Raw genomic sequence first — 21,900 nt, 5'->3', positions numbered from 1 at the left:
CTAACCCAAGCCGGCGTTTCTGCCGTAGGGAAGGGTCAGCCGCGCAGCGCCTTTTTCAGCTCCACGCCTAGCTCGGGCTTGTGGGCAAACGGGTCGGTGGGGTTGCGCGCCATCAGCACGTCTTCCATCCGCGTTTGCACCGAGCCAATGGCTTTGGGGTGGCTGTAGATGTAGAACTGGTTGGCGGCAATGGCGTCGAACACCTTTTGCGCCACCTCGGCCGCGGTGACCTTGCCGCTGCCCACGGCCTTGTCGCTCATGGCCTGGCCGATGAGCTGGCTGCGTGTGGGCTTGGCGGGGGCTTCGTCCGCGTCCGGGCGGTTGCGGTGGCTCTGGGCAATACCAGTGGGCACAAAGAACGGGCACAGCACACTGGCGCTGATCTGGTCGGTCACCAGTGCCAAGTCCTGGTACAGGGTTTCGCTCAGGGCCACCACGGCGTGCTTGCTCACGTTGTAAATGCCCATGTTCGGCGCGTTCAGCAGGCCGGCCATACTGGCGGTGTTGACGATGTGGCCGGTCCAGGCCGGGTCTTGGGCGGCGGCCTCCAGCATCATGGGGGTGAACACGCGCACGCCGTGGGCCACGCCCATGACGTTCACGCCAATCACCCATTCCCAGTCTTTGGCCGAGTTTTCCCACACCAGCCCGCCAGCGCCCACGCCCGCGTTGTTGAACACAAAGTGCGGCGCGCCAAAACGGGCCAGCGTGGCAGCGCCCAGCGCCTCCACCTGTTCGGCTTTGGACACGTCCACTGTCATGGCCAGCACGGGGGCGCCTGCGGCCTGCATTTCGGCCACGGTGCGGTCCAGCGCGTCTTGTTGCACATCGGCCAGTACCAGGTTCATGCCCAGTTTGGCGCCAATGCGCGCGCATTCCAGGCCAAAGCCCGAGCCTGCGCCGGTGAGAACGGCGGTTTTGCCTTTGAAGTCGGTAATCACGGGTTGTCTCCTCAATATCTCAATAGGAATGTGTTGCAAATCAGGCAGGCGCGCGGACCATCTCAATGTGGTCAATGCCGTCTTCCACATAGGGCTTGCCCACATCGACAAAGCCGTGGCGCTCGTAAAAGCCCTTCAGGTGGGCCTGTGCGCCAATGCGAATGGGCTGCACGCCCCACTGCTGCTGCACCGCGCGGACGGCCTCGGCCATCAGCACGTGGCCCAGGCCACCACCGCGTGCGCTCTGGCGCGTAACCACGCGGCCAATGCTGGCCTCGTCGAAGGTCACCCCAGCCGGGAAGCAGCGTACGTAGGCCACCAACTCTGGCTCACTCTTTCCAACACGGTGATCGGGGAGTTCGGGTGGCAGTGGGCTCTGCGTAGGTAAAGGAGGAGCCCGCAAAGCGGGCGGGGGACACGGAGCAGAGTCCGCTGACGCCCGAACTCCCAGCAAGTGCATAGCTTGGTCGTCCAAGCCATCCATGTCCTGGAACACGCAGTTTTGTTCCACCACAAACACCTCGCTGCGCAAGCGCAGTACTTCATACAGCTGCTCGCGGCTCAGTGCGCCAAACGGCAGCCATTGCCAAGTCAACGAATCGCTCATGCGGGTTGGGCTGCTTTCAAAACATAGCCAATGCGTGGGAAGTGCACGCGCACGGTGCCCGCGCGTTCGTCGGTGCGTTGCAGGGTGAAGCGCGTGCGTGTGGCGGCCACCAGCGTGCCGGCCGTGGGTTCTTGCCCAAAGAGTTCGGCCGCAATCGTCACCTCGCTGCCCAGGGCGATGCCATGCTCGTCCTGGAAGGTGGTGTCGGCATCATGGGTAAATGGGCCGGTAGCCCCCGTAGAAACTGCGCTGATTGCTATCGAATCTGCAGCAGACAACTTTTCGAACTTGCTATGCCCCAGCGCGGCCATGCGGTCCATCCAGGCCAGCACGGCGGGTGTGGCGTTCAAGATATCGGCCATCACCGGCACGCGCTTGGCGGTAAACCACAGCGGGTGGTAGGCCGCAAAGTCGGCCACGCAGGGCACGCTGCCCAACAAAAAGTCCTGCCCTTCCAGCATATTGGCCAGGCGGCGCAGGTAGCTCTTGTAGGCGGCGGTGGCGTCGGCCGGGCGCAGGCGGGTCATGCCGGTGGACATGGCAGCGCGGTCGGCGCCAAAGGCCTTGGCGGCCTCCACAGGCGCACCTTCAAACATGGCTGAGGCACCCTTGGGGCTCAGGTTGTAGGCCATGGCGGCCCAGAACAGCGTGGTGTCGGCCCACTGCGCCAGTACGCGGGCCACGCCCTTGTGGCTTTCGGGGTACAGCGTCGGCGTGGGCTGGATGTGTTCCAGCACGTCGCAGATCAGCGCGCTGTCGCAGTAGATGTCGTTGCCGATCTGCAGGAACGGCGTCTTGCGGTAGCCACCGGTCAGCGCCACCACGTCGGGCTTGGGCAGGATGGCGGGAATGATGACCGACTTCCAGGCCAGCTGTTTGTAGCCCAGCACCAGGCGCACTTTCTCCGAGAACGGGGACGTGGGGTAGTGGTGGAGGATGAGGTCTGTCGACGTGGCGCTCATGGCATGGCCCTTTCAATAATGCTGTCAAAGTCCACCGCGGCGCCCAGGGTGCCAAAGGTGTGGCCCCAGTTGCCCGCGAGGCGGGAATCACAAAATGCCTTGAACACAGCGGCCGGCGCGCTCTGTTGCAGCAGCGCTGCCTGCACGGCCAGCGCCACGTCCTGCGCCAGGCGGCGCGCTTCCATCTCGGTGGCCATGTGCTCCACGCGGCTGGGCAGGGCCGTGGCCAGGCGGTCCAGCGCGGGGTGGGCACCCTGGGCGGGGGCCAGCTCGCGCACCAGCGCGGCCGCCACATCGCCCTTGCGCAGGGCGCGCAGCAGGTCCAGCGCCATGATGTTGCCCGCGCCTTCCCAGATGGAATTGAGCGGCATCTCGCGGTAGATGCGGGCCATGGTGCCCTCGCCGCCCTCCTCCACGTAGCCATTGCCGCCCAGGCACTCCATGGCCTCTTGCGCAAAGGCGGCGCCGCGTTTGCAGATCCAGAACTTGGCAATGGGCGTGAGCAGCCGGCCCATCAGCACCTCGTGTGCGTCGTCCTTATGGTCAAAAGAGCGTGCAAGCCTCATGGACAGTGCGCAAGCAGCTTCGCTTTCGATAGCAAGGTCGGCCAGCACATTGCGCATCAGCGGCTGCTCGATCAGGCGTTTGCCAAAGGCCTGGCGCTGCGCCGTGTGGTGCAGCGCAATGCTGAGCGCCTGGCGCATCAGCCCGCTGGTGCCCAGCGCGCAGTCCAGCCGCGTCATGGTGCCCATTTCCAGAATCTGCGGCACGCCGCGGCCCTCGTCTCCCACCAGCCAGGCGGTGGCGTTTTGGAATTCGACCTCCGAACTCGCGTTGGCCTTGTTGCCCAGCTTGTCCTTCAGGCGCTGGATGCGAATGGCGTTGGTACTTCCGTCCGGTAATACCCGCGGCAGGAAAAAGCACGACAGCCCGGCTGGTGTTTGCGCCAGCACCAAAAACGCGTCGCACATGGGCGCCGAGAAAAACCACTTGTGGCCCACCAGCGTGTAGCGCTGGCCCCAGGCGTCTTCGCCGTCGCGCACGGCCTGCGTGGTGTTGGCCCGCACGTCGGAGCCGCCCTGCTTCTCCGTCATGCCCATGCCCATGGTCAAGCCGGCTTTTTGGTTGAATGGTTTAAAGGCCGGGTCGTACGCCCGTGCCGTGAGCCCCGGCGCCCAGTCCTTGAAGACGGCGGCGTTGCCCGGCAGTGCAGCCATCACCGCGTAGGTCATGGAGATGGGGCACAGGATAGACGGCTCGGCCTCGGTGAACAGCATGAAGGCAGCGGCGCGGCGCGCATGGCCGTCGGCCTCTTCAGTCCACGGCGTGCCGTGCAGACCGGCTTGGGCCGCGGCGGTCATCAGTGCGTGGTAGCTGGGGTGGAACTCCACCTGGTCCACGCGGCGGCCTGTGCGGTCGTGGCTGTGCAGCACGGGCGTGTGCACATTGGCCAGGCGGGCGTGGGTTTGCATCTCGGCGCTACCCATCTGTGCGCCCAGCGCGCTTAGGCTGGTGGTGTCCAGCGTTGGGGCGTTGAACTTGAGCGCGCTTTGCAGCGCCTGGTTGCGGTCAAACAGGTTGGTGCCTACCAGCGGCTCGGCTTGGTTGAACACCGTGTGGGTGGCGGTGACCATCACACCAGCTTGACCAGCTGCTTGCCAAAGTTCTTGCCCTTAAGTAGACCCAAGAAGGCTTCGGGCGCGGCGGCCAGGCCTTGGGCGATGCTTTCCCGGGGCTTGAGCTTGCCGGCGGCGACCATGCCGCCCAGTTCTTTCAGCGCTTCGGGCCAGATTTCCATGTGCTCGCTGACGATGAAACCCTCCACCTTCAGGCGCTGGGTGAGAATGAGCGCGGGGTGGGCCAGTGGCAGCGGCTGGCCGTCGTAGCCGGCGATCATGCCGCACACGGCGATGCGGCCAAACGCGTTCATGCGTGGCAACACGGCGTCCAGCACCATGCCACCCACGTTTTCAAAATAGCCGTCAATGCCGCCCGGGCAGGCGTCTTTCAGCGCCTGGGACAGCGAGGCCGCGTCCTTGTGCAGTTTGTAGTCAATGCAGGCGTCAAAACCCAGCTCATCCACCGCGTATTGGCATTTGTCCGGCCCGCCGGCAATGCCAACCGTGTGGCAGCCGCGTGCCTTGCTGAGCGCAGCAAACGCGCTGCCCACAGCACCCGTGGCGGCGCTGACGACCATGGTCTGACCCACTTGCGGTGCAATGATCTTCACCAAGCCGTACCAGGCGGTCACGCCGGGCATGCCCACGGCGCCTAGGTAGTGGCTCAGCGGTACGTGGGTGGTGTCCACTTTGCGCAGCGCGCCGGGTTGGCCCGCGTCCACCACGCTGTATTCCTGCCACCCACCCATTCCCACTACCTTGTCGCCCGCATCGAATTTGGGGTGGCGCGATTCGACCACCTCGCCCACCGTGCCGCCGCCCATGGTCTGGCCCAGCGGCTGGGGTGTGGCGTAGCTCTTGGCGTCATTCATGCGGCCGCGCATGTAGGGGTCCAGGCTCAGGTAGTGGTGGCGCACCAGCACCTGGCCGTCTTGCAGCGCAGGCGTGTCGCTGGTGACCAGCTTGAAATTGCTGGCAACGGCTTCGCCCACGGGGCGGTTGTCGAGGTGGATTTGCTGATTGCTAGGCATGGTGGTCTCCTGGAATGCTATGGTTATGCTAGCTGCTCGCGCAGGTTGTACGGGGGCTAGAGGCCTATTTGGCTTAAAACTAGTCGGTAGAAATGCCACCGGCGCCGTTGGCCGGGGTGTTCAGCGCATTCACGCTGCGCGCGCCCGTGGCCAGGCGCTTGACGTACTTGAAGGTGCCAGTGGCATGGGCGCAGGGCTTGCCCGCCGCGTCGAACACCGTGGCCTGGGTAAAGGCCAGCGTGGCCGTGCGGTGGATGAGCTCGCCCTTGGCCACCAGCGGGCCGTCAGCGCTAGGTACCGCGGGCTGCATGAAGCTGGTTTTCATCTCGATAGTGACCACGCCCATCTCAGGCGCCACGCTGCGCGCAGCGGTGGCCATGGTTACGTCCAGCAGCGTCATCAGCGCGCCGCCATGGGTGACGTTGAACGAATTGAGGTGCTCGGCCTGGGGCTCGTACCGAATCTCGGAGCGGCCGTCGGCAAACAGCGTGAGATCAAACCCCAGGTGGGTAACAAAGGGAATCTCGACACCAAAGCCCACGGCCTGCTCCCACAAATCGGCCATATTTCTAGCCGCCAGTGACGACGGACACGCCGCCGTCCACTGCCAGCCACTGGCCGGTGATGTGCTTGCCCGCGTCGGACGCATAGAGAACGCACAAGCCCTTGAGGTCTTCGTCGTCGCCCAGGCGCTTGAGCGGTGCGCCGGCAATCAACTTCTCCTCACCCATGCTCTTCAGAATGCCGGCTGTCATCTTGCTGGGGAAAAAGCCTGGGCAGATGGCGTTGACGGTGATGTTGTACTTGCCCCATTCGGCACCCAGCGTGCGCGTGAAGTTGATGACCGCGCCCTTGGAGGTGTTGTAGGCAATGGTCGTCATGCCCTCGGGGTTGCCGTTCAGGCCGGCAATCGACGCGATGTTGATGATGCGCCCGCTTTTGCGCGGGATCATGCTCTTCTTGGCAATGACCTGGCTCAGCAAGAAGTAGCCGCGCACGTTCAGGTTCATGACCTTGTCCCAGGCTTCCGCAGGATGGTCTTCGGCCGGTGCGCCCCAGGAGGCACCGGCGTTGTTGACGAGGATGTCCACATCACCCATGCGCTGCAGGGTTTCGTCGGCCAAGCGGGTGATTTCGCTCTCTTTGGCGCAATCGGCCGCAATCCAGCGGGCATCAATGCCGGCGGCCTGCAGTTCGGCGGCGGCCTCTTCCAGGTCAGCCGCCTTGCGCGAGCTGAGCATGATCTTGGCACCAGCCTCACCCAGAGCGTGGGCCATTTGCAGGCCCAGGCCGCGCGAGCCACCGGTGATCAGGGCGGTCTTGCCAGTCAGGTCAAAGAGTTCTTGGACGGTGCGTGTCATGGTTGTCTGCTTTGCTCAAAATGTTAGAAAAAGTCAGGGCCACAACACCGTGGCCGGGCCCTTGCCAAGATTGTGCGTTTGTCGCGGGAAAAAGCATGTCCCCAGCGAGATAAGTGCGCCGTCTAGTTGTCTTCTTCGCGCAGGCGCGAACGCACGTAAATCAGTACCACGCCAGCCACGACAGCCAGCCCACCCAGTTGGTAAAACAAGCTGGCATCTTGCGCTTCTTGCTGGTCAATGAAAACCCCCAGCACCACGGACAGCAGACCGCCGTAAATCAGCACCCACACCATGCGTTCGATGCGCAGCAGCTTGGCGTTGGTGGTCCCGCTGTATTTTTTAAAAAATGCCATTCAAAAAGCTCCTTCGGGAAATGATGCACAGGTCAGATCCCGCGATTGCACCACACCCAGCCAGGCGCCGATTTTTGGCAGTTCGTAATGGTAGAAAAATTGCGCAGCGCCCACATGGCCCTGGGTCGTCAGCTGCTCCTGTTTCGGGTCATTGTCCAGCGCGCAGGCGGCCACGTCCAGCCAGATCCAGGCCAACACGGTGTGGCCAAAGGCCTGCAGGTAGGGCACGGCGTTGGCCAGTGCCTCGGCGGGCACGCCCGTGGCCCAGGCCTGCTGCGTGGCCGTGCCCACATCCTGCAGCGCCCGGCCCAGTGCTTTGGCGTGTGCTGCGAGTGCGGGGATGCCGCTGGCGCGGTGCACCGTGGCCATCACGCGGTGGCTCAGCAGCGTCAGGCCCTTGCCCTCCTCCATCAGCACCTTGCGGCCCAGCAGGTCCATGCCCTGGATGCCGTGCGTGCCTTCGTGGATCATGTTCAGGCGATTGTCGCGCCAGTACTGCTCCACGGGGAAATCGCGGGTGTAGCCATAGCCGCCATGCACCTGGATGGCCAGGCTGTTGGCCTCCAGGCACCATTCGCTGGGCCAGCTCTTGGCAATGGGCGTCAGCACCTCCAGCAGCAGGCGTGCCTCTTCCGCCGCCTCGCCACCGGCCGTGTGGTGCTCGTCCACCAGACGCGCGCAATACAGCTCCAGCGCCAGCGCGCCTTCGCAGTACGACTTTTGTGCCAGCAGCATGCGTTTCACATCGGCGTGTTCAATGATGCGGGTCTGCGGTGCGGCGGCGTCCTTGCCCGCACCGGTGATGGGGCGACCTTGGGGCCGGTTTTTGGCGTAGTCCAGCGACGCGTAGTAGCCTGCCATACCCAGCATGGTGGCAGCAATACCCACGCCAATGCGCGCCTCGTTCATCATGTGGAACATGCAGGCCAGGCCCTTGCCGGGCTGGCCCACCAGGTAGCCCACGGCACCGGGCTGGCCATCCACGGGGAACTTGCCTTCACCAAAGTTCAGCAGCGTATTCGTCGTGCCGCGCCAGCCCAGCTTGTGGTTCAAGCCGGCCAGTGCCACGTCGTTACGCACGCCGGTCAGTTCGCCCTGCGTGTTCACCATCTTCTTGGGCACGATGAACAGCGAAATGCCGCGCGTGCCGGGCACCAGTTTGCCGTTTTCATCGGGAATCTTGGCTAGCACCAGGTGGATGATGTTCTCGTTGATCTCGTGCTCGCCCGAGGAGATCCACATTTTGTTGCCCTTGAGGCGGTAGCGCGGCCCCAGCGGGTCGTTGGCAAAGTCCGCACCATCGGGCACTGCCTTGGTCGCTACGTCTGACAGACTGGAGCCCGCTTGTGGTTCAGACAAGCACATGGTGCCCGCCCAGCGACCAGAAAACTCGTTCTTCGCAAACACCTCTTTTTGCATGGCCGTGCCGTGTGTCATCAGCAGGTTGGCATTGCCCGTGGTCAGCATGCCGGTGCCAATGCTGACGGACGCGCAAGCAAAGAAGGCATTGGCCGCGGCCTCCACGCTGTAGGGCAGCTGCATGCCGCCCATCTCGTAGTCCTGTGCGGCCGAGAGCATGCCGGATTCGGCATAGGCCTTCTGCGCATCGTGCGTGGCCTGCGGCAACACCACGCGCAGGCTGCCGTCCGGCTCGGTCACCGTGCGCGGCTCTTCCACATCGGCCAGGCGGTTAAACGGCGCGTACTTTTCCCGCGCTATGCGCTCGCAAGTGTCCAGCACTGCGTCAAAGGTCTCGCGGTTGTGGTCACTGAACCGCTCGCGCTCGGTGAGCGCTGTGGTGTCGAGCCAGTCGTTGAGCAGGAAGTCGAGAGTAGTGCGTAGGGTCATGCAGGGTATTTTCCTGCAATGGGGTACGGTGCCTAGCGGTGTGTGTCCGCTTGGTGACGGGGCCCCTGAGTGCTTGGGTTCTTCCTCTCTCTAGCACGCAGCCGGAGAGATTGACTTTCCACCCACCGACATGAACTGTGCGGCAACGCGCCCAATCACTCAGCCTGTGACCCGGTAATTGACCATCATCCCGGCGTCCTCGTGCTCCAGGTTGTGGCAATGGACCATGAACACCTGGTCACCGGGAAAGTCGTGGCTGAAGTCAATCGCGATGCGCACAGACTCGCCGGGCCATATCAACACCGTGTCTTTCCAACCCAAATCGCTGACGGTCAGCCCCTTGCCAAATTTGGCCAGGGCCCTGACCTGCCCGGGACTGTTCAAGCGCTCCAGCACCTGAAACGCAAAACCATGAAGATGAATAGGGTGTGGCATCCCCACCTTGGGGTTGCTGATGGTCCAGATCTCTCTGCTGCCCCGCTTCACATCAAAGGCGTTTTCGTTCATGTTGAACTTGCGGCCATTGATCAAAAAGTCCATCCCCTTTAGAGACAGCTTGATGTTGCGCTGGTTGGCACCCTTGAGGGGAATGGGGGCGATGCGTGAAAGCGTGGTGGGCAGCTTCGCAATGACACGCTCACCGCCACCAACCGTCAGTTTCAGGACGTTGAATTCAGCGCCGATCGGCAACCTGGAAGTGCTGCTGCCCATGCCGGGCATGCTGCCGGCGTCCCCCTCGTTCTCCATGGGATCAAACGACAGGCTTTTGAGGAATATCTCTTCGCCTGCTTGCGCTTGCCCCGCGTCAAACAGAATGTCCAATCGCTCACCGGGGGCAACAAAGGCTTCGGTGACCGTTTGAGGGTGCGCTATCAAGCCCCCATCCGTGCCAATGACGGTGTAGCCCAACCGATCCTTGCCTTTCAGAAAAGCAAGCCGGTAGATCCGTGCGTTCGAGCCGTTGAGAATGCGCAGCCGGTAGGTGCGTGGCAGTACCTTGAGTGAGGCGTTGGGCGTCAGGTTGGCCAGAATCACGTCGCCCAGCCACCCCATCATGGCTTCCTGTCCATTGGGCTGGTAGTGCAACTGCCCTTGGGCATTGAACTGCTTGTCCTGGATTACCAGCGGGAGGTCGGTTGCACCGAGTTTGAGATCCAGCGCTTGGGTCAGTTTGCGCTGGTCTTCATCTTCTACCAGGAAGAAACTGGCCAAGCCGTTGTAGGCTTGTTTGGCGGTGAGGTTGTGGGCGTGGGTGTGATACCAATAGGTACCACCCCGGTTCTGAACCTTGAATTCGTATTCGAAAGATTCACCCGGACCAATCGTGCTGGCTGGGTGGCCGTCCATTTTGGATGGCGTGTGCAGCCCATGCCAATGGATGATGGTCGGTTCCGCCAGCTCGTTGCGAAGCGTGAGCTTGAGGCTTGCGCCACTGTCCACGCGCAATATGGGGTTCTGGTAGCTCTTGCCAGACTGTTCCGTTTGGTACAACAGAAATGGCGATGGTTTTCCTGGCAGAAGTGCCAGACTGCCCGGCGTGGCACGCATGGTGAGTGGTCCTGCGACGTCCAGAACACCAAAGGGGCCGCTGTCTACTGGAATAAACAGGTTTTGCTGAAAATTATCCGCTGCCACTGGATCAAACGGATAGTGCTGGAATCGTTTGACACTGGCCGTTTTGGCGTCTGCTACACCAGAGGCCATCAGGGTGGCGGCGCCCAAGAATTGAAACAGCGATCGTCTCTTCAACATAGTCATTTTCCCTTCAGGTCACTACTTTAGATACTGTAGGGGTCTGAAGGTTGATCCATGTCAGCGTGAACATTCAAACTCTCCCGCGACCAAACGTCTACAACTTCCGCAATTTCTGCCGGTCCGGCCACACCTTGCGTACGAAGGCATCGGCTACGACGTAGGTGCCGTGCCCGGCACTTTCACATCGGCCAGCCGATTGAACGGCGCGTACTTCTCCCGCTCAATGTGCTCGCAGGTGTCCAGCACCGCGTCCAAGGTCTTGCGGTTGTGGTCCGCAAAGCGCTCCCGCGCGGTCAATGCGGTGGTGTCCAGTCAGTCGTGGAGCAGGAAGTCGATGGTTGGAGCGCAGGGTCATCTAGATACAGTCTCAAAATCAATCATGTACGTTGTACTTATGCACGGCGGCCTTTTGTTGGGCGCCATGAAATTCCACAGTCGCAAGCGAGTTTGTTTTCCAAACTACGGAAATCTCAGAGCTCGGAGGTTTAGAAGCCAATCGCCAAAACCTTGGTTTGCCGACTAGCGCGACGGCATACAGTTCCACGAGTTCCTCACCATATTGGGGACTACAAAGAAAAACAGCCCGATCTCCATCGGGATTGAAGTGCATTGAAGCAGCGCTATTACATGGTGTGTTGGCCAGAACTCCAGTCACCTTGTTGACAAAAGTGACCCCACTCCATTCATAGCCTTCGTAGTCAAATGTCCAGTAGCCGGGTACTGATTGCTTGGGTCGAAAAAAGTAAGCCGTTGATTTGTCCCCTTCGTACCAGCTGTCCTGCAATTCGACGGTTCGCTGCGACGCCTCTATGCGATAAGTAGGTCCGCCCGCATCGCAAGATTTCAAGAAGACCTTAATCGCCTGTGGTAGTTTTTGGCGTGTTTCGTGAAATTTAGGCATGCGCCACTCAGTCAAGTCCCATTTGCAAAGTTGTATGCGACTTTCCAAGATGTCCGCTTTCAGAAGCGCTGGCAGAAGCATTGCCAAATATGCCCATCTTTTATTCATCATGGATATGGATCAGACGTAGATCAGGGAGGAACAGACAATCATGCGGCTATTTTCCCCATCTTGATGGTTCTGCGCGGTTCATGCAGCAATGAAAAAGCCACCGTCTCCGGCGGCCTTGTTTGCTAAGCGAATGCTAAGAGGAGCTGCTAATTACAGCACCTCAAACACCCCAGCCGCACCCATACCGCCACCAATACACATGGTGACGCACACGCGTTTGGCGCCGCGGCGTTTGCCTTCGATGAGGGCGTGGCCGGTCAGGCGTTGGCCGGACACACCGTAAGGGTGGCCCACGGCGATGGCGCCGCCGTTGACGTTGAGCTTGTCAGCGGGAATGCCCAGCTTGTCGCGGCAGTAGATCACTTGCACGGCAAAGGCCTCGTTCAGCTCCCACAAATCGATGTCGCTGACCTTGAGGCCCAGGCGCGCCAGAACCTTGGGGATGGCAAAAACCGGGCCAATGCCCATCTCATCCGGCTCGCAACCGGCCACAGCAAAGCCCAAAAAGCGGCCCAGAGGCTTCAGGCCTTTCTGCTCGGCAATTTTTTCATGCATCACGACTACGGCACCGCCGCCGTCAGAGAACTGGCTGGCATTACCGGCAGTAATCAGCCCGCCGGGCACGGCGGAGCGCAGGCCGCTGATGCCTTCCTTGGTGGTACCGGCGCGGATGCCTTCGTCATCACTGACGGTGACTTGTTTGGTCATCAGGCCCATGACCTTGTCGGCCACACCCATGGTGACGGTGATGGGGGCAATCTCGGCCTTGAACAGACCGGCTTCCAGCGCGGCGCTGGCGCGCTGCTGGCTGGCGGCACCGTACTCGTCCATGGCTTCGCGGCTGATGTTGTAGCGCTTGGCCACGTTCTCCGCGGTTTGCAGCATGTTCCAGTAGATCTCGGGCTTGTTTTTGCTCAGCCACGGGTCGTTGAGCATGTGGATGTTCATTTCTTGCTGCACGCAGGAGATGGCTTCCACGCCACCGGCCACATAGATGTCGCCTTCGTTGGCGATGATGCGCTGGGCCGCGGTGGCAATGGTCTGCAGGCCGGACGAGCAAAAGCGGTTGATGGTCATACCCGACACGGTGACGGGGCAACCGGCGCGAAGCGCGGCTTGGCGCGCGATGTTGGCGCCGGTAGCACCTTCGGGTGTGGCGCAGCCCATGATGACGTCGTCCACCTCACCGGCTTCGATGCCGGCGCGGGAAATCGCGTGCTCCACGGCGTGGCCGCCCAGGGTGGCGCCGTGGGTCATGTTGAAGGAACCCTTCCAGCTCTTGGCCAGAGGGGTGCGTGCGGTAGAGACGATTACTGCGGATGTCATGGTGATGTTCCTTATTCGTGGCGAGCTAAACGGCTCAGTTGAACGACTTGCCTTCAGCAGCCAGCTTGGCCAGCAGCGGCGCGGGCTGCCAGAACTTGGCGTCGTCCAGAGGGTTTTGGGCAAAACGGTTCATGGCTTGCACCACGTTGAACAGGCCCACTTGGTCGGCGTAGTTCATGGGGCCGCCGCGGTGCGCGGGGAAGCCGTAGCCAAAGATGTAGACGATGTCGATGTCGCTGGCCTTGTTGGCAATGCCCTCTTCCAAAATGTGGGCGGCTTCGTTCACCAGGCTGAACACTAGGCGTTGCACGATTTCTTCGTCAGAGATCTTGCGCGGTGTGATGCCCAGCGCCTGGCGGTGCTCTTCAATCATGGTGACCACTTCGGCGTTGGGGATGGCGTCGCGCTTGCCTTCGACATAGTCGTACCAGCCCTTGCCCACCTTTTGGCCAAAGCGGCCTTTTTCGCACAGCAGGTCGGCGGTCTTGCTGTACTTCATATCAGGCTTTTCCGAATAGCGGCGCTTGCGGATGGCCCAGCCAATGTCGTTGCCAGCCAGATCGCCCATGCGGAACGGGCCCATGGCCATGCCGAATTTCTCCATGGCCTTGTCCACTTGCGCGGGGGTGCAGCCTTCGTCCAACAGGAAGCCTCCTTGGCGGCCGTACTGTTCGATCATGCGGTTGCCGATAAAGCCATCGCAAACGCCGGACACCACCGCCGTCTTCTTGATCTTCTTGGCAACCGTCATCACGGTGGCCATCACGTCTTTGGCGGTCTTGGCGCCACGCACCACTTCCAACAGCTTCATCACGTTGGCGGGGCTGAAGAAGTGCAGGCCCACCACGTCTTCGGGGCGCTTGGTGAACGAAGCAATCTTGTCCACGTCCAGCGTGGAGGTGTTGGAGGCCAGGATGGCGCCGGGCTTCATCACGCGGTCCAGTTCCTTGAACACCGCTTCCTTGACGCCGATTTCTTCGAACACGGCTTCGATCACCATGTCGGTGCCGGTCAGGTCGTCGTAGCTCAGCGTGGTGGTCAACAGGCTCATGCGCTGCTCGTACTTGTCTTGCTTGAGCTTCTTCTTGGCCACTTGCGCTTCGTAGTTCTTGCGGATGGTGGCCACGCCGCGGTCCAGCGCTTCCCGCTTCATTTCCAGCATCTTGACGGGGATGCCGGCGTTCAGGAAGTTCATGGCGATGCCGCCACCCATGGTGCCGGCACCGATGACTGCTATGGTGTTGATAGCGCGTTGCGCAGTATCGGCGGGGACGTCAGGGATCTTTGAGGCTGCACGCTCGGCCAGAAACAGGTGGCGCAGCGATTTGCTCTCGGCCGTCCACATCAGATTGATGAAGATCTCGCGTTCGACCGCCATGCCCTCATCAAACTTCTTCTTGGTGGCGGCTTCGACTGCGTCCACACACTTGGCAGGCGCAGGGAAGTTCTTGGACATGCCCTTGACCATGTTGCGGGCAAACTGGAAGTAAGCATCGCCCTGGGGGTGCTTGCACTTCAGGTCGCGCACCAGCGGCAAGGGGCGCACTTCGGCCATGGAGCGGGCGTAGGCCAGCGCTTCTTCTGCCAGGCTCTCGGCCGATGTTGCCATCTTGTCGAACAGTTTTTGGCCGGGCAGCATGGCCAGCATTTCGGCCTTGATGGGCTCGCCGCTGACGATGATGTTCAGCGCGGCCTCTACACCCAGTAAGCGGGGCAAGCGCTGTGTGCCGCCTGCGCCGGGCAGCAGGCCCAGCTTGACTTCAGGCAGCGCAATGCTGGTGCCGGGTGCTGCGATGCGGTAATGGCAACCCATAGCCAGTTCCAGACCGCCGCCCATGGCCACGGTGTGCATAGCAGCCACTACGGGCTTGGTGGAGTTTTCCAGTACGCTGATCACGCTGATCAGGTTGGGCTCTTGCAGGGCTGTGGGTTTGCCAAATTCGTTGATGTCGGCACCGCCCGAGAAGGCCTTGCCAGCGCCAGTGATCACGATGGCCTTGACCGCCGCATCGGCATTGGCCTGGGCCATGCCATCGGTAATCCCCTGGCGGGTGGACAGGCCCAGCCCATTGACGGGGGGATTGTTCAGCGTGATGACGGCGATATCGCCATGGACTTGGTACTGGGCGGTCATGCTTTCATTCCTTGAAAAAGGTGGAGTCAGGAAAAATAGAACGATCGTTCTTTTTTGCGATTGTAGAAGGTTTGAGCCAGTTGCCAACCGGCTTTGTCGCAGGAGGGACAAACGGAGGGCCGAAAGGTCAGACCTCCAGCCACTCCTTGCGGGTGTAGCTGTCTTCGCGCAGGGCCTGGGGGGTGCCCTCAAACACGATGCTGCCGTGGCCCATGACCAGGCAGCGGTCAGAAATAGCCATGGCGATGGTGAGCTTTTGCTCGATCAGCAGCACCGACACACCGCGCTCGCGCAGGGTTTTGAGGTACTGGGCCACTAGCTCGACGATCTTGGGCGCCAGGCCCTCGGTGGGCTCGTCGATGATGATGAGGTCTGGGTCGCCCATCAGGGTGCGGCACAGGGTCAGCATTTGTTGCTCACCACCAGACAGCACGCCGGCCTCGGTGTGCTCGCGCTCTTTCAGGCGTGGGAACATGGCGTACATGTCGTCAAACGACCAGCGTGCTTTCTTCTTGCCACTTTTCTGACCCAGCAGCAGGTTTTGGTACACGGTCAGCTTGGGGAAGATGTCGCGGTTTTCGGGCACATAGCCGATGCCCAGGTGGGCAATCTCGTAAGCCTTGCTGCCAAGCGCCTCCTTGCCCTTCCAGAGCACCGAGCCCTGGCAGTCCACCAGGCCCATGATGGCTTTGGCCGTGGTGGAGCGCCCAGAGCCATTGCGGCCCAGCAGCGCCACAATTTCACCGGGGTTGACCGTCATGTCCACGCCATGCAGCACATGGCTTTTGCCGTAGAAGGCATGCAGATTCTTGATGTTGAGCATGGTCAGTGGCCTCCTGCCTGGGCATCGGCCACTGAAGAGCCCAGGTAGGCCTCCTGCACGCGGGCATTGGCCCGCACGGCGTCGGGCGTGTCAAAGGCAATCACTTCGCCGTACACCACCACCGCAATCTTGTCGGCCAGGCCAAACACCACACCCATGTCATGCTCCACGGTCAACAGGGTCTTGCCCTCGGTGACCTTCTTGATCAAGTTCACAAAGCGACCGGTTTCGCTCTTGCTCATGCCCGCAGTGGGTTCGTCGAGCAAGATCACATTGGCACCGCCGCCGATGGTCACGCCGATCTCCAGCGCGCGCTGCTCGGCGTAGGTCAGGTTCATGGCCAGCACGTCACGCTTTTTGTCGAGCTTGATCATCTCCATGAGTTCTTCGGCGCGCTGATTGGCGTCTTCCAGGTCGACCAGGAATTTCAGAAAGGTGTACTTGTAGCCTAAGCTCCAAAGCACGCCGCAGCGCAGGTTCTCGAACACGCTGAGATTGGGGAAGATGTTGGTGATCTGGAAACTGCGCGACAGGCCCATGCGATTGATCTCAAACGGTTTTTTGCCGTTGATGCGGTGGCCGTGTAGCAGCACATCGCCACTACTGGGCTCAAAGCGCCCGCTGATCAGGTTGAACAGCGTGGACTTGCCGGCGCCGTTGGGGCCGATGATGGCCACGCGCTCGCCAGCCTGCACCGCCAGGTTGACACCACGGATGATTTCAGACTTGCCAAAGCTCTTGCGCAGGTCGTGCAGCTCCAGCGCCAGAGCCGGATGGGGTGTTGCGCTCACAGGGCGTCCTTCCGCTGGGTTTCTTTTTCAATTTCTTCCTGGATCTCGCTCCAGTCACGGCTGAACTGGCGGCGCACCAGCTCAAACAAGGCGACGCCGGTAGCCAGCACCAGGAACGAGCCAAACCAGCTGTTGCGGCTGGTGGCGTTCAGCGTGGCGCCCAGAAAATGCAGCTCCGGCCCCAAGGCCGCGTTGAGCTGCTGGTGGTAGACCATCTCGACCATGGCACCGGCACCCGCCAGGGCCACCAGCGCCGTGCCCGCAAGGCCCATGTAGCTGACCCACAGCCGCCCCAGTTTGCCGAACTTGGCCACCCGCAGGTTCATCATGATCAAGCTGGCAATGCCGCCGGGGGCATACATCACCATGAACAGGAAGACCAGGCCCAGGTACAGCAACCAGGCCTTGGTGAATTCGCTGAGCAGCACGAAGGCCAGCACCATGAGTACGGCACCGAGGATGGGGCCGAAGAAGAAAGTGGCCCCGCCCAGAAAGGTAAACAGCAGGTAGGCACCGGAACGCCCTGCGCCCACGACCTCGGCCGTGACAATCTCAAAATTCAGCGCCGCCAGTCCGCCGGAGATACCGGCAAAGAAACCGGCAATGATGAAGGCCGTGTAGCGCACCCGCTGCGGGTTGTAGCCAATGAACTCCACGCGCTCGGGGTTGTCGCGTACGGCGTTGAGCATGCGGCCCAACGGTGTACCGGTGAAGGCGAACATGGCGGCCACAGCCACAAAGGTGTAGGCCGCAATCAGGTAGTACACCTGTACCGCAGGCGCGAAGGTAATGCCGAAGAAAGGCTGGCCCACCACGCGGTTGGCCGACACACCGGCTTCGCCGCCAAAGAACTCGGAGAACATCAGCGACATGGCGAACACCAGCTCAGCCATGCCCAGCGTGATCATGGCGAAGGTGGTGCCGGACTTGCGGGTGGTCACATAGCCCAGCAGCGCTGCAAAGCCCAGGCCAGCCACGCCCCCCACCAGGGGAATCAGACTGACCGGAATCGGCCAGGTGCCGCTGCCAGCGGCATTGAGCGCACGGATGGCCATGTAGGAGCCCAGGCCCGTATAGACCGCATGGCCAAAGCTCAGCATGCCGCCCTGCCCCAGCAGCATGTTGTAGGACAGGCAGGCAATGATGGCAATGCCCATTTGCGACAACATGGTGATGGACAGCCCGCTGGTGAACACGCGGGGCGACACCAGCAACAGCAGGGCAAACAGGCCCCAGACCACAATGCGGCCCACGTTCAGGGGTTTGAAAGCGTAATAGCGCGTAGGTGCTTGCATAGGTGAATCAGCCTTCCCGGGTGCCAAGCAAACCCTTGGGCCTAAAAATCAAAATCAGTACCAGAAACAGGTAGGGCAAGATGGGCGCCACCTGGGCAATGGTGAGCTTGGCCGCCGAGTTGTTGCGCAGCGCATCCGTGACCTGGATGCCCAGGCGGGGCAGCACGTCGAGCATGGAGTAGTCAAACGCGACGGCAAAGGTCTGGATCACGCCGATGAGGACCGACGCCAGGAACGCCCCGGAGAGCGAGCCCATGCCGCCGACCACCACCACCACAAAGATCACAGACCCCACGGTGGAGGCCATGGCAGGTTCGGTCACAAAGGTGCTACCGCCAATGACACCGGCCAAACCCGCGAGGCCGGTGCCCACGCCGAACACCAGCATGAAGACGCGTGGCACGTTGTGGCCCAGCGCTTCGGTCATTTCGGGGTGGGTCAGCGCGGCCTGGATAACCAGGCCGATGCGGGTGCGGGTGAGCAGCAGCCACAGCGCCAACAGCATGCACAGGGCAATCACCATCATGAAGCCACGCGTCATGGGGAATGGCGAACACACCACGCGGATGGCCGCATCGGCAGCCACGCACATGTCCGCGGGCGCAGCGCCCCACACCAGCTTCAAGCCATTGACCGTGTGGTTCACCAGCGTGAAGGCCGGGCCCTGCAGGGACGCCGGTGGCTTGAACTCCAACGCCGTGCGGCCCCAGATGAGCTGCACCAGCTCCAGAAAAATATACGACAGGCCAAAGGTGATCAGCAGCTCGGGTACATGGCCAAACTTGTGCACCTTGCGCAGGGCCGTACGCTCAAACACCGCGCCCATGGCCCCCACCAGCAGCGGCGCCACTACCAACGCAGGCCAGAAGCCGACCCAGCCCGACACGGTGTAGCCCAGGTAGGCGCCCACCATGTAAAAGCTGGCATGGGCGAAATTGAGCACGCCCATCATGCTGAGAATCAGCGTCAGACCGGCGCTGAGCATGAACAGCAAGAGCCCGTAGCTCAGCCCGTTCAGCATGGAAATGATGAAAAACTCCATCCTTAGCCAGGGCGTTTCATCTGGCAGCTGGTGGGGGTGCTGGACACATAGGACTCAAAGGTCTTGACGGGGGCCAGTGTCATGCCGGTGTTTTCGGGGCTGTAGGGGTACTTTTTATCCGCTTTTTGCCACACGGTCATGTACAGGGGTTGTTGCAACTGGTGGTCGGTCTTGCGCATTTCCACGTCGCCGTTGTAGCTCTTGAACTTCATGCCTTCCAACGCCGCCGCGACCTTAACAGGGTCGGTGGACTTGGCCTTGGCCATGGCTTCACCCAGCGCGGTGTAGATGTGGATCACCGAGCCGGTGTAGAAGTCGTCATTGAACTTGGTCTTGAACTCGCCCATCCACTTTTCCATGGAGCCACCCATGTTGTAGTGGGCGTAGGCAATCTGGTAGACACGGCCAGCCGAGTTGATGCCGAGTGCGGTGGGCGTGCCGCTCACGCCGGTGTAGTAGGTATAGAAGTTGCCGGTGTAGCCGCCTTCATTCGCGGCCTTGACCAGCAGCGAGAGGTCAGACCCCCAGTTGCCGGTGATCACGGTGTCGGCGCCTGATGCCTTGATCTTAGCGATGTAGGGCGAGAAGTCGCGCACCTGGGCCAAGGGGTGCAGGTCATCACCAACGATCTGGATGTCGGGACGCTTGCGGGCCAGGATTTCCTTGGCAAAACGCGAGACCTGCTGGCCATGCGAGTAGTTCTGGTTCAGCAGGTAGACCTTCTGGATGTCCTTCTTGTCGGCCATGAAGGTAGTCATGGCTTCCATCTTCATGGAAGTGTCTGCGTCAAAGCGGAAGTGCCAGTAGTTGCACTTGCTATTGGTGAAGTCGGGGTCCACGGCGGAGTGGTTCAGGAACATCACCTCTTTGCCGGGGTTGCGTTCGTTGTGCTTGGCCACCGCGTCAATCAGCGCGCCAGCCACAGCAGAGCCGTTGCCTTGGGTGATATAGCGCACGCCCTGGTCCAGTGCGGACTTGAGCGCGTTGAGGCTCTCGGTGGGGCTGAGTTTGTTGTCGATGCCGATGACCTCAAACTTCACACCGGCCGGGTTGGACTGGCTGAACTTTTCCGCGAAGAACTGGAAGCTCTTAAGCTGGTTCGTCCCCACAGGCGCCATGAGGCCGGACAACGGGTCGATCCAGGCAATTTTGACGGTCTCGCCCTTTTGGGCCATTGCACTGTGTGCACAGACGAGCAAGGCGGCTGCAGCGGCGAATTTGAATTTGTATGTCATGGCTTGTCTCCTGTAAAACTCAAGCCGTCGCAGCGTACATTTATTCATGCGATGCAGCGCAAGGGTTTCCACCAACAGCTATCACCCATGCGACTGCACGCACTTTTTCAGAGCGTTGGCAGGCGGTAGTCCTTGAGCATTTCGCGCAGCTTGGACTTCTGCATTTTGCCGGTGCCACCCAGCGGAATGGCGTCGACAAACACCACATCATCAGGCACCTGCCAAGTGGCTGTTTTACCGTCATAGAAGGCCAGCAATTCGTCGCGTGTGACGTCAGTGCCGGGTTTCTTCACCACCGCAATGATGGGGCGTTCATCCCATTTCGGATGCTTCATGCCGATGCAAGCGGCCATGGCCACAGCAGGGTGCGCCATGGCGATGTTCTCCACCTCGATAGAGCTGATCCATTCGCCACCGGACTTGATCACGTCCTTGCTGCGGTCGGTGATCTGCATGTAGCCATCGGGGTCAATGGTGGCTACATCACCTGTAGGAAACCAGCCGTTTATCAGCGGTGCGCCCCCCTCGCCCTTGAAGTACTCGCTGATGATCCAGGGGCCCTTGACCAGCAGGTCACCAGAGGCCTTGCCGTCCCAGGGCAACTCCTTGCCCGCTTCATCCACGATCTTCATGTCTACGCCGTAGATGCCGCGGCCCTGCTTGAGGCGCACCTTCATCTTGTCGGCCGAGTTCATTGTCAGGTGCTTGTTTTTGAGCGTGCACACAGTGCCCAACGGTGACATTTCGGTCATGCCCCAGGCGTGCAGCACCTCCACGCCGTACACATCGTTGAACGCCGTAATCATGGCTGGTGGGCATGCCGAGCCACCAATTACGGTGCGCTTCAAAGTAGAGAACCGCAGGTCGCTGGACTGCATGTGGCCCAGCATCATTTGCCACACGGTGGGCACACCGGCGGCAAAGCTGACCTTCTCGGCCTCGATCAACTCGAAGATGGATTTGCCATCCATGGCCGGGCCGGGGAAGACCAGCTTGGCACCGGTCATGGCGGCCGAGTACGGCAGGCCCCAGGCGTTGACGTGGAACATGGGCACCACGGGCAACACGCTGTCGCGTGCGCTCATGTTCAGCGCATCGGGCAGCGCACCCGAGAACGCATGCAGGATGGTGGAGCGGTGGCTGTACAGCGCGGCTTTGGGGTTGCCCGTGGTGCCACTGGTGTAGCACATGCTGGATGCGGAGTTTTCGTCAAATTCGGGCCAGGGGTATTGCTCGGGTTGGCTGCCCATCCAGGCTTCGTAGCTTTGCAGACCAGGGATGCCAGTGTCGGCGGGCAGCTTGTCGGCATCGCACAGCGCGATGAAATGTTTGATGGTGGTGCAGCGGCTGTGCACGGCCTTGACGATGGGCAGGAAGGTCATGTCAAAGCACAGCACCTGGTCTTCGGCGTGGTTGGCAATCCAGATGATCTGGTCGGGGTGCAAACGTGGGTTCAGCGTGTGCAGCACGCGGCCCGATCCGCTCACACCAAAGTACAGCTCCAGGTGGCGGTAGCCATTCCAGGCCAACGTGGCCACGCGGTCGCTGAACGCCAGGTTCAGTTGGTCCAGCGCATGGGCCACTTTGCGGGCGCGCACCGCCACTTCTTTGTAGGTGGTGCGGTGGATATCCCCCTCCACGCGCCGCGATACCACTTCCCCCTCGCCATGGTGGCGCTCCGCAAAATCAATCAGGGTAGAAATCAGCAATTGCTGGCTTTGCATCAAACCTAACATGGGGTCACCTCTGGAATTATTCGAATGAT

At 61.2% G+C, this 21,900-nt stretch carries 20 protein-coding genes; all 20 read right to left on the bottom strand.

What is annotated here, in order from left to right; all coding sequences use genetic code 11:
- Positions 1-35: 35 nt before the first annotated feature.
- The 20 genes from AC1DZ5_RS08680 to AC1DZ5_RS08585 all read right to left on the bottom strand — a co-directional run bounded on the left by AC1DZ5_RS08680 (position 36) and on the right by AC1DZ5_RS08585 (position 21,871).
- Entirely contained in the window at positions 36-941 is a 906-nt protein-coding gene (locus AC1DZ5_RS08680) for an SDR family oxidoreductase (RefSeq protein WP_477888083.1), read from the bottom strand.
- A 40-nt stretch (positions 942-981) separates the two neighbouring features.
- Positions 982-1,548, bottom strand: a complete 567-nt coding sequence (locus AC1DZ5_RS08675) for a GNAT family N-acetyltransferase (protein ID WP_477888081.1) — start codon at positions 1,546-1,548, stop codon at positions 982-984.
- Entirely contained in the window at positions 1,545-2,510 is a 966-nt protein-coding gene (locus AC1DZ5_RS08670) for a glutathione S-transferase family protein (RefSeq protein WP_477888079.1), read from the bottom strand. The genes AC1DZ5_RS08675 and AC1DZ5_RS08670 overlap by 4 nt, the downstream gene beginning before the upstream one ends.
- Positions 2,507-4,144, bottom strand: coding sequence for an isovaleryl-CoA dehydrogenase (locus AC1DZ5_RS08665; protein WP_477888077.1), 1,638 nt, complete (start codon positions 4,142-4,144; stop codon positions 2,507-2,509). The genes AC1DZ5_RS08670 and AC1DZ5_RS08665 overlap by 4 nt, the downstream gene beginning before the upstream one ends.
- Positions 4,144-5,160, bottom strand: coding sequence for an NADP-dependent oxidoreductase (locus AC1DZ5_RS08660; RefSeq protein WP_477888075.1), 1,017 nt, complete (start codon positions 5,158-5,160; stop codon positions 4,144-4,146). The genes AC1DZ5_RS08665 and AC1DZ5_RS08660 overlap by 1 nt, the downstream gene beginning before the upstream one ends.
- Before the next feature lie 79 nt (positions 5,161-5,239).
- Positions 5,240-5,725: a PaaI family thioesterase gene (locus AC1DZ5_RS08655; RefSeq protein WP_477888073.1), complete on the bottom strand. Its 486-nt coding sequence runs from the start codon at positions 5,723-5,725 to the stop codon at positions 5,240-5,242.
- Between the two features lie 4 nt (positions 5,726-5,729).
- Entirely contained in the window at positions 5,730-6,521 is a 792-nt protein-coding gene (locus tag AC1DZ5_RS08650; RefSeq protein WP_477888071.1) for an SDR family oxidoreductase, read from the bottom strand.
- Positions 6,522-6,643: 122 nt separating this feature from the next.
- Entirely contained in the window at positions 6,644-6,874 is a 231-nt protein-coding gene (locus AC1DZ5_RS08645; protein ID WP_477888069.1) for a hypothetical protein, read from the bottom strand.
- Entirely contained in the window at positions 6,875-8,722 is a 1,848-nt protein-coding gene (locus AC1DZ5_RS08640) for an acyl-CoA dehydrogenase (protein ID WP_477888067.1), read from the bottom strand.
- A gap of 159 nt (positions 8,723-8,881) precedes the next feature.
- Positions 8,882-10,474, bottom strand: a complete 1,593-nt coding sequence (locus AC1DZ5_RS08635) for a multicopper oxidase family protein (protein ID WP_477888065.1) — start codon at positions 10,472-10,474, stop codon at positions 8,882-8,884.
- 153 nt (positions 10,475-10,627) lie between these two features.
- Positions 10,628-10,774, bottom strand: a complete 147-nt coding sequence (locus AC1DZ5_RS08630) for a hypothetical protein (protein ID WP_477888063.1) — start codon at positions 10,772-10,774, stop codon at positions 10,628-10,630.
- 76 nt (positions 10,775-10,850) lie between these two features.
- Complete coding sequence (locus AC1DZ5_RS08625) at positions 10,851-11,378, bottom strand: hypothetical protein (RefSeq protein WP_477888061.1); 528 nt, start codon at positions 11,376-11,378, stop codon at positions 10,851-10,853.
- 261 nt (positions 11,379-11,639) lie between these two features.
- Positions 11,640-12,815, bottom strand: coding sequence for an acetyl-CoA C-acyltransferase (locus AC1DZ5_RS08620; protein ID WP_477888059.1), 1,176 nt, complete (start codon positions 12,813-12,815; stop codon positions 11,640-11,642).
- A 34-nt stretch (positions 12,816-12,849) separates the two neighbouring features.
- Positions 12,850-14,949, bottom strand: a complete 2,100-nt coding sequence (locus AC1DZ5_RS08615) for a 3-hydroxyacyl-CoA dehydrogenase NAD-binding domain-containing protein (RefSeq protein WP_477888057.1) — start codon at positions 14,947-14,949, stop codon at positions 12,850-12,852.
- 127 nt (positions 14,950-15,076) lie between these two features.
- Positions 15,077-15,772, bottom strand: coding sequence for an ABC transporter ATP-binding protein (locus AC1DZ5_RS08610; RefSeq protein ID WP_477888055.1), 696 nt, complete (start codon positions 15,770-15,772; stop codon positions 15,077-15,079).
- Between the two features lie 2 nt (positions 15,773-15,774).
- Positions 15,775-16,563 carry an ABC transporter ATP-binding protein gene (locus AC1DZ5_RS08605; RefSeq protein ID WP_477888053.1) on the bottom strand — a complete coding sequence of 263 codons (789 nt, stop codon included), beginning with the start codon at positions 16,561-16,563 and terminating at the stop codon, positions 15,775-15,777.
- The gene (locus AC1DZ5_RS08600; protein WP_477888051.1) at positions 16,560-17,858 is read right to left on the bottom strand and encodes a branched-chain amino acid ABC transporter permease; all 1,299 of its coding nucleotides are present in this window, start codon (positions 17,856-17,858) and stop codon (positions 16,560-16,562) included. The genes AC1DZ5_RS08605 and AC1DZ5_RS08600 overlap by 4 nt, the downstream gene beginning before the upstream one ends.
- 7 nt (positions 17,859-17,865) lie before the next feature.
- A complete protein-coding gene (locus tag AC1DZ5_RS08595) occupies positions 17,866-18,900 on the bottom strand; it encodes a branched-chain amino acid ABC transporter permease (RefSeq protein ID WP_477888049.1) in 1,035 nt (344 codons plus the stop codon).
- Between the two features lie 2 nt (positions 18,901-18,902).
- Positions 18,903-20,135: a branched-chain amino acid ABC transporter substrate-binding protein gene (locus AC1DZ5_RS08590; RefSeq protein ID WP_477888048.1), complete on the bottom strand. Its 1,233-nt coding sequence runs from the start codon at positions 20,133-20,135 to the stop codon at positions 18,903-18,905.
- Between the two features lie 107 nt (positions 20,136-20,242).
- Complete coding sequence (locus AC1DZ5_RS08585; protein ID WP_477888047.1) at positions 20,243-21,871, bottom strand: 3-(methylthio)propionyl-CoA ligase; 1,629 nt, start codon at positions 21,869-21,871, stop codon at positions 20,243-20,245.
- Between the last annotated feature and the right edge of the window lie 29 nt (positions 21,872-21,900).

This window comes from Rhodoferax sp. P1_F3 (assembly GCF_056405715.1).
The sequence above is the reverse complement of the archived record's forward strand: the minus strand, read 5'-3'. Positions and strand labels throughout refer to the sequence as shown.

Bases quoted from the DNA above. Each gene is read 5' to 3' on its own strand.
- AC1DZ5_RS08675 (WP_477888081.1), bottom strand. From the start codon at position 1,548: ATGAGCGATTCGTTGACTTGGCAATGGCTGCCGTTTGGCGCACTGAGC.
- AC1DZ5_RS08670 (WP_477888079.1), bottom strand. From the start codon at position 2,510: ATGAGCGCCACGTCGACAGACCTCATCCTCCACCACTACCCCACGTCC.
- AC1DZ5_RS08665 (WP_477888077.1), bottom strand. From the start codon at position 4,144: ATGGTCACCGCCACCCACACGGTGTTCAACCAAGCCGAGCCGCTGGTA.
- AC1DZ5_RS08660 (WP_477888075.1), bottom strand. From the start codon at position 5,160: ATGCCTAGCAATCAGCAAATCCACCTCGACAACCGCCCCGTGGGCGAA.
- AC1DZ5_RS08655 (WP_477888073.1), bottom strand. From the start codon at position 5,725: ATGGCCGATTTGTGGGAGCAGGCCGTGGGCTTTGGTGTCGAGATTCCC.
- AC1DZ5_RS08650 (WP_477888071.1), bottom strand. From the start codon at position 6,521: ATGACACGCACCGTCCAAGAACTCTTTGACCTGACTGGCAAGACCGCC.
- AC1DZ5_RS08645 (WP_477888069.1), bottom strand. From the start codon at position 6,874: ATGGCATTTTTTAAAAAATACAGCGGGACCACCAACGCCAAGCTGCTG.
- AC1DZ5_RS08640 (WP_477888067.1), bottom strand. From the start codon at position 8,722: ATGACCCTACGCACTACTCTCGACTTCCTGCTCAACGACTGGCTCGAC.
- AC1DZ5_RS08635 (WP_477888065.1), bottom strand. From the start codon at position 10,474: ATGTTGAAGAGACGATCGCTGTTTCAATTCTTGGGCGCCGCCACCCTG.
- AC1DZ5_RS08625 (WP_477888061.1), bottom strand. From the start codon at position 11,378: ATGCCTAAATTTCACGAAACACGCCAAAAACTACCACAGGCGATTAAG.
- AC1DZ5_RS08620 (WP_477888059.1), bottom strand. From the start codon at position 12,815: ATGACATCCGCAGTAATCGTCTCTACCGCACGCACCCCTCTGGCCAAG.
- AC1DZ5_RS08615 (WP_477888057.1), bottom strand. From the start codon at position 14,949: ATGACCGCCCAGTACCAAGTCCATGGCGATATCGCCGTCATCACGCTG.
- AC1DZ5_RS08610 (WP_477888055.1), bottom strand. From the start codon at position 15,772: ATGCTCAACATCAAGAATCTGCATGCCTTCTACGGCAAAAGCCATGTG.
- AC1DZ5_RS08600 (WP_477888051.1), bottom strand. From the start codon at position 17,858: ATGCAAGCACCTACGCGCTATTACGCTTTCAAACCCCTGAACGTGGGC.
- AC1DZ5_RS08595 (WP_477888049.1), bottom strand. From the start codon at position 18,900: ATGGAGTTTTTCATCATTTCCATGCTGAACGGGCTGAGCTACGGGCTC.
- AC1DZ5_RS08590 (WP_477888048.1), bottom strand. From the start codon at position 20,135: ATGACATACAAATTCAAATTCGCCGCTGCAGCCGCCTTGCTCGTCTGT.
- AC1DZ5_RS08585 (WP_477888047.1), bottom strand. From the start codon at position 21,871: ATGTTAGGTTTGATGCAAAGCCAGCAATTGCTGATTTCTACCCTGATT.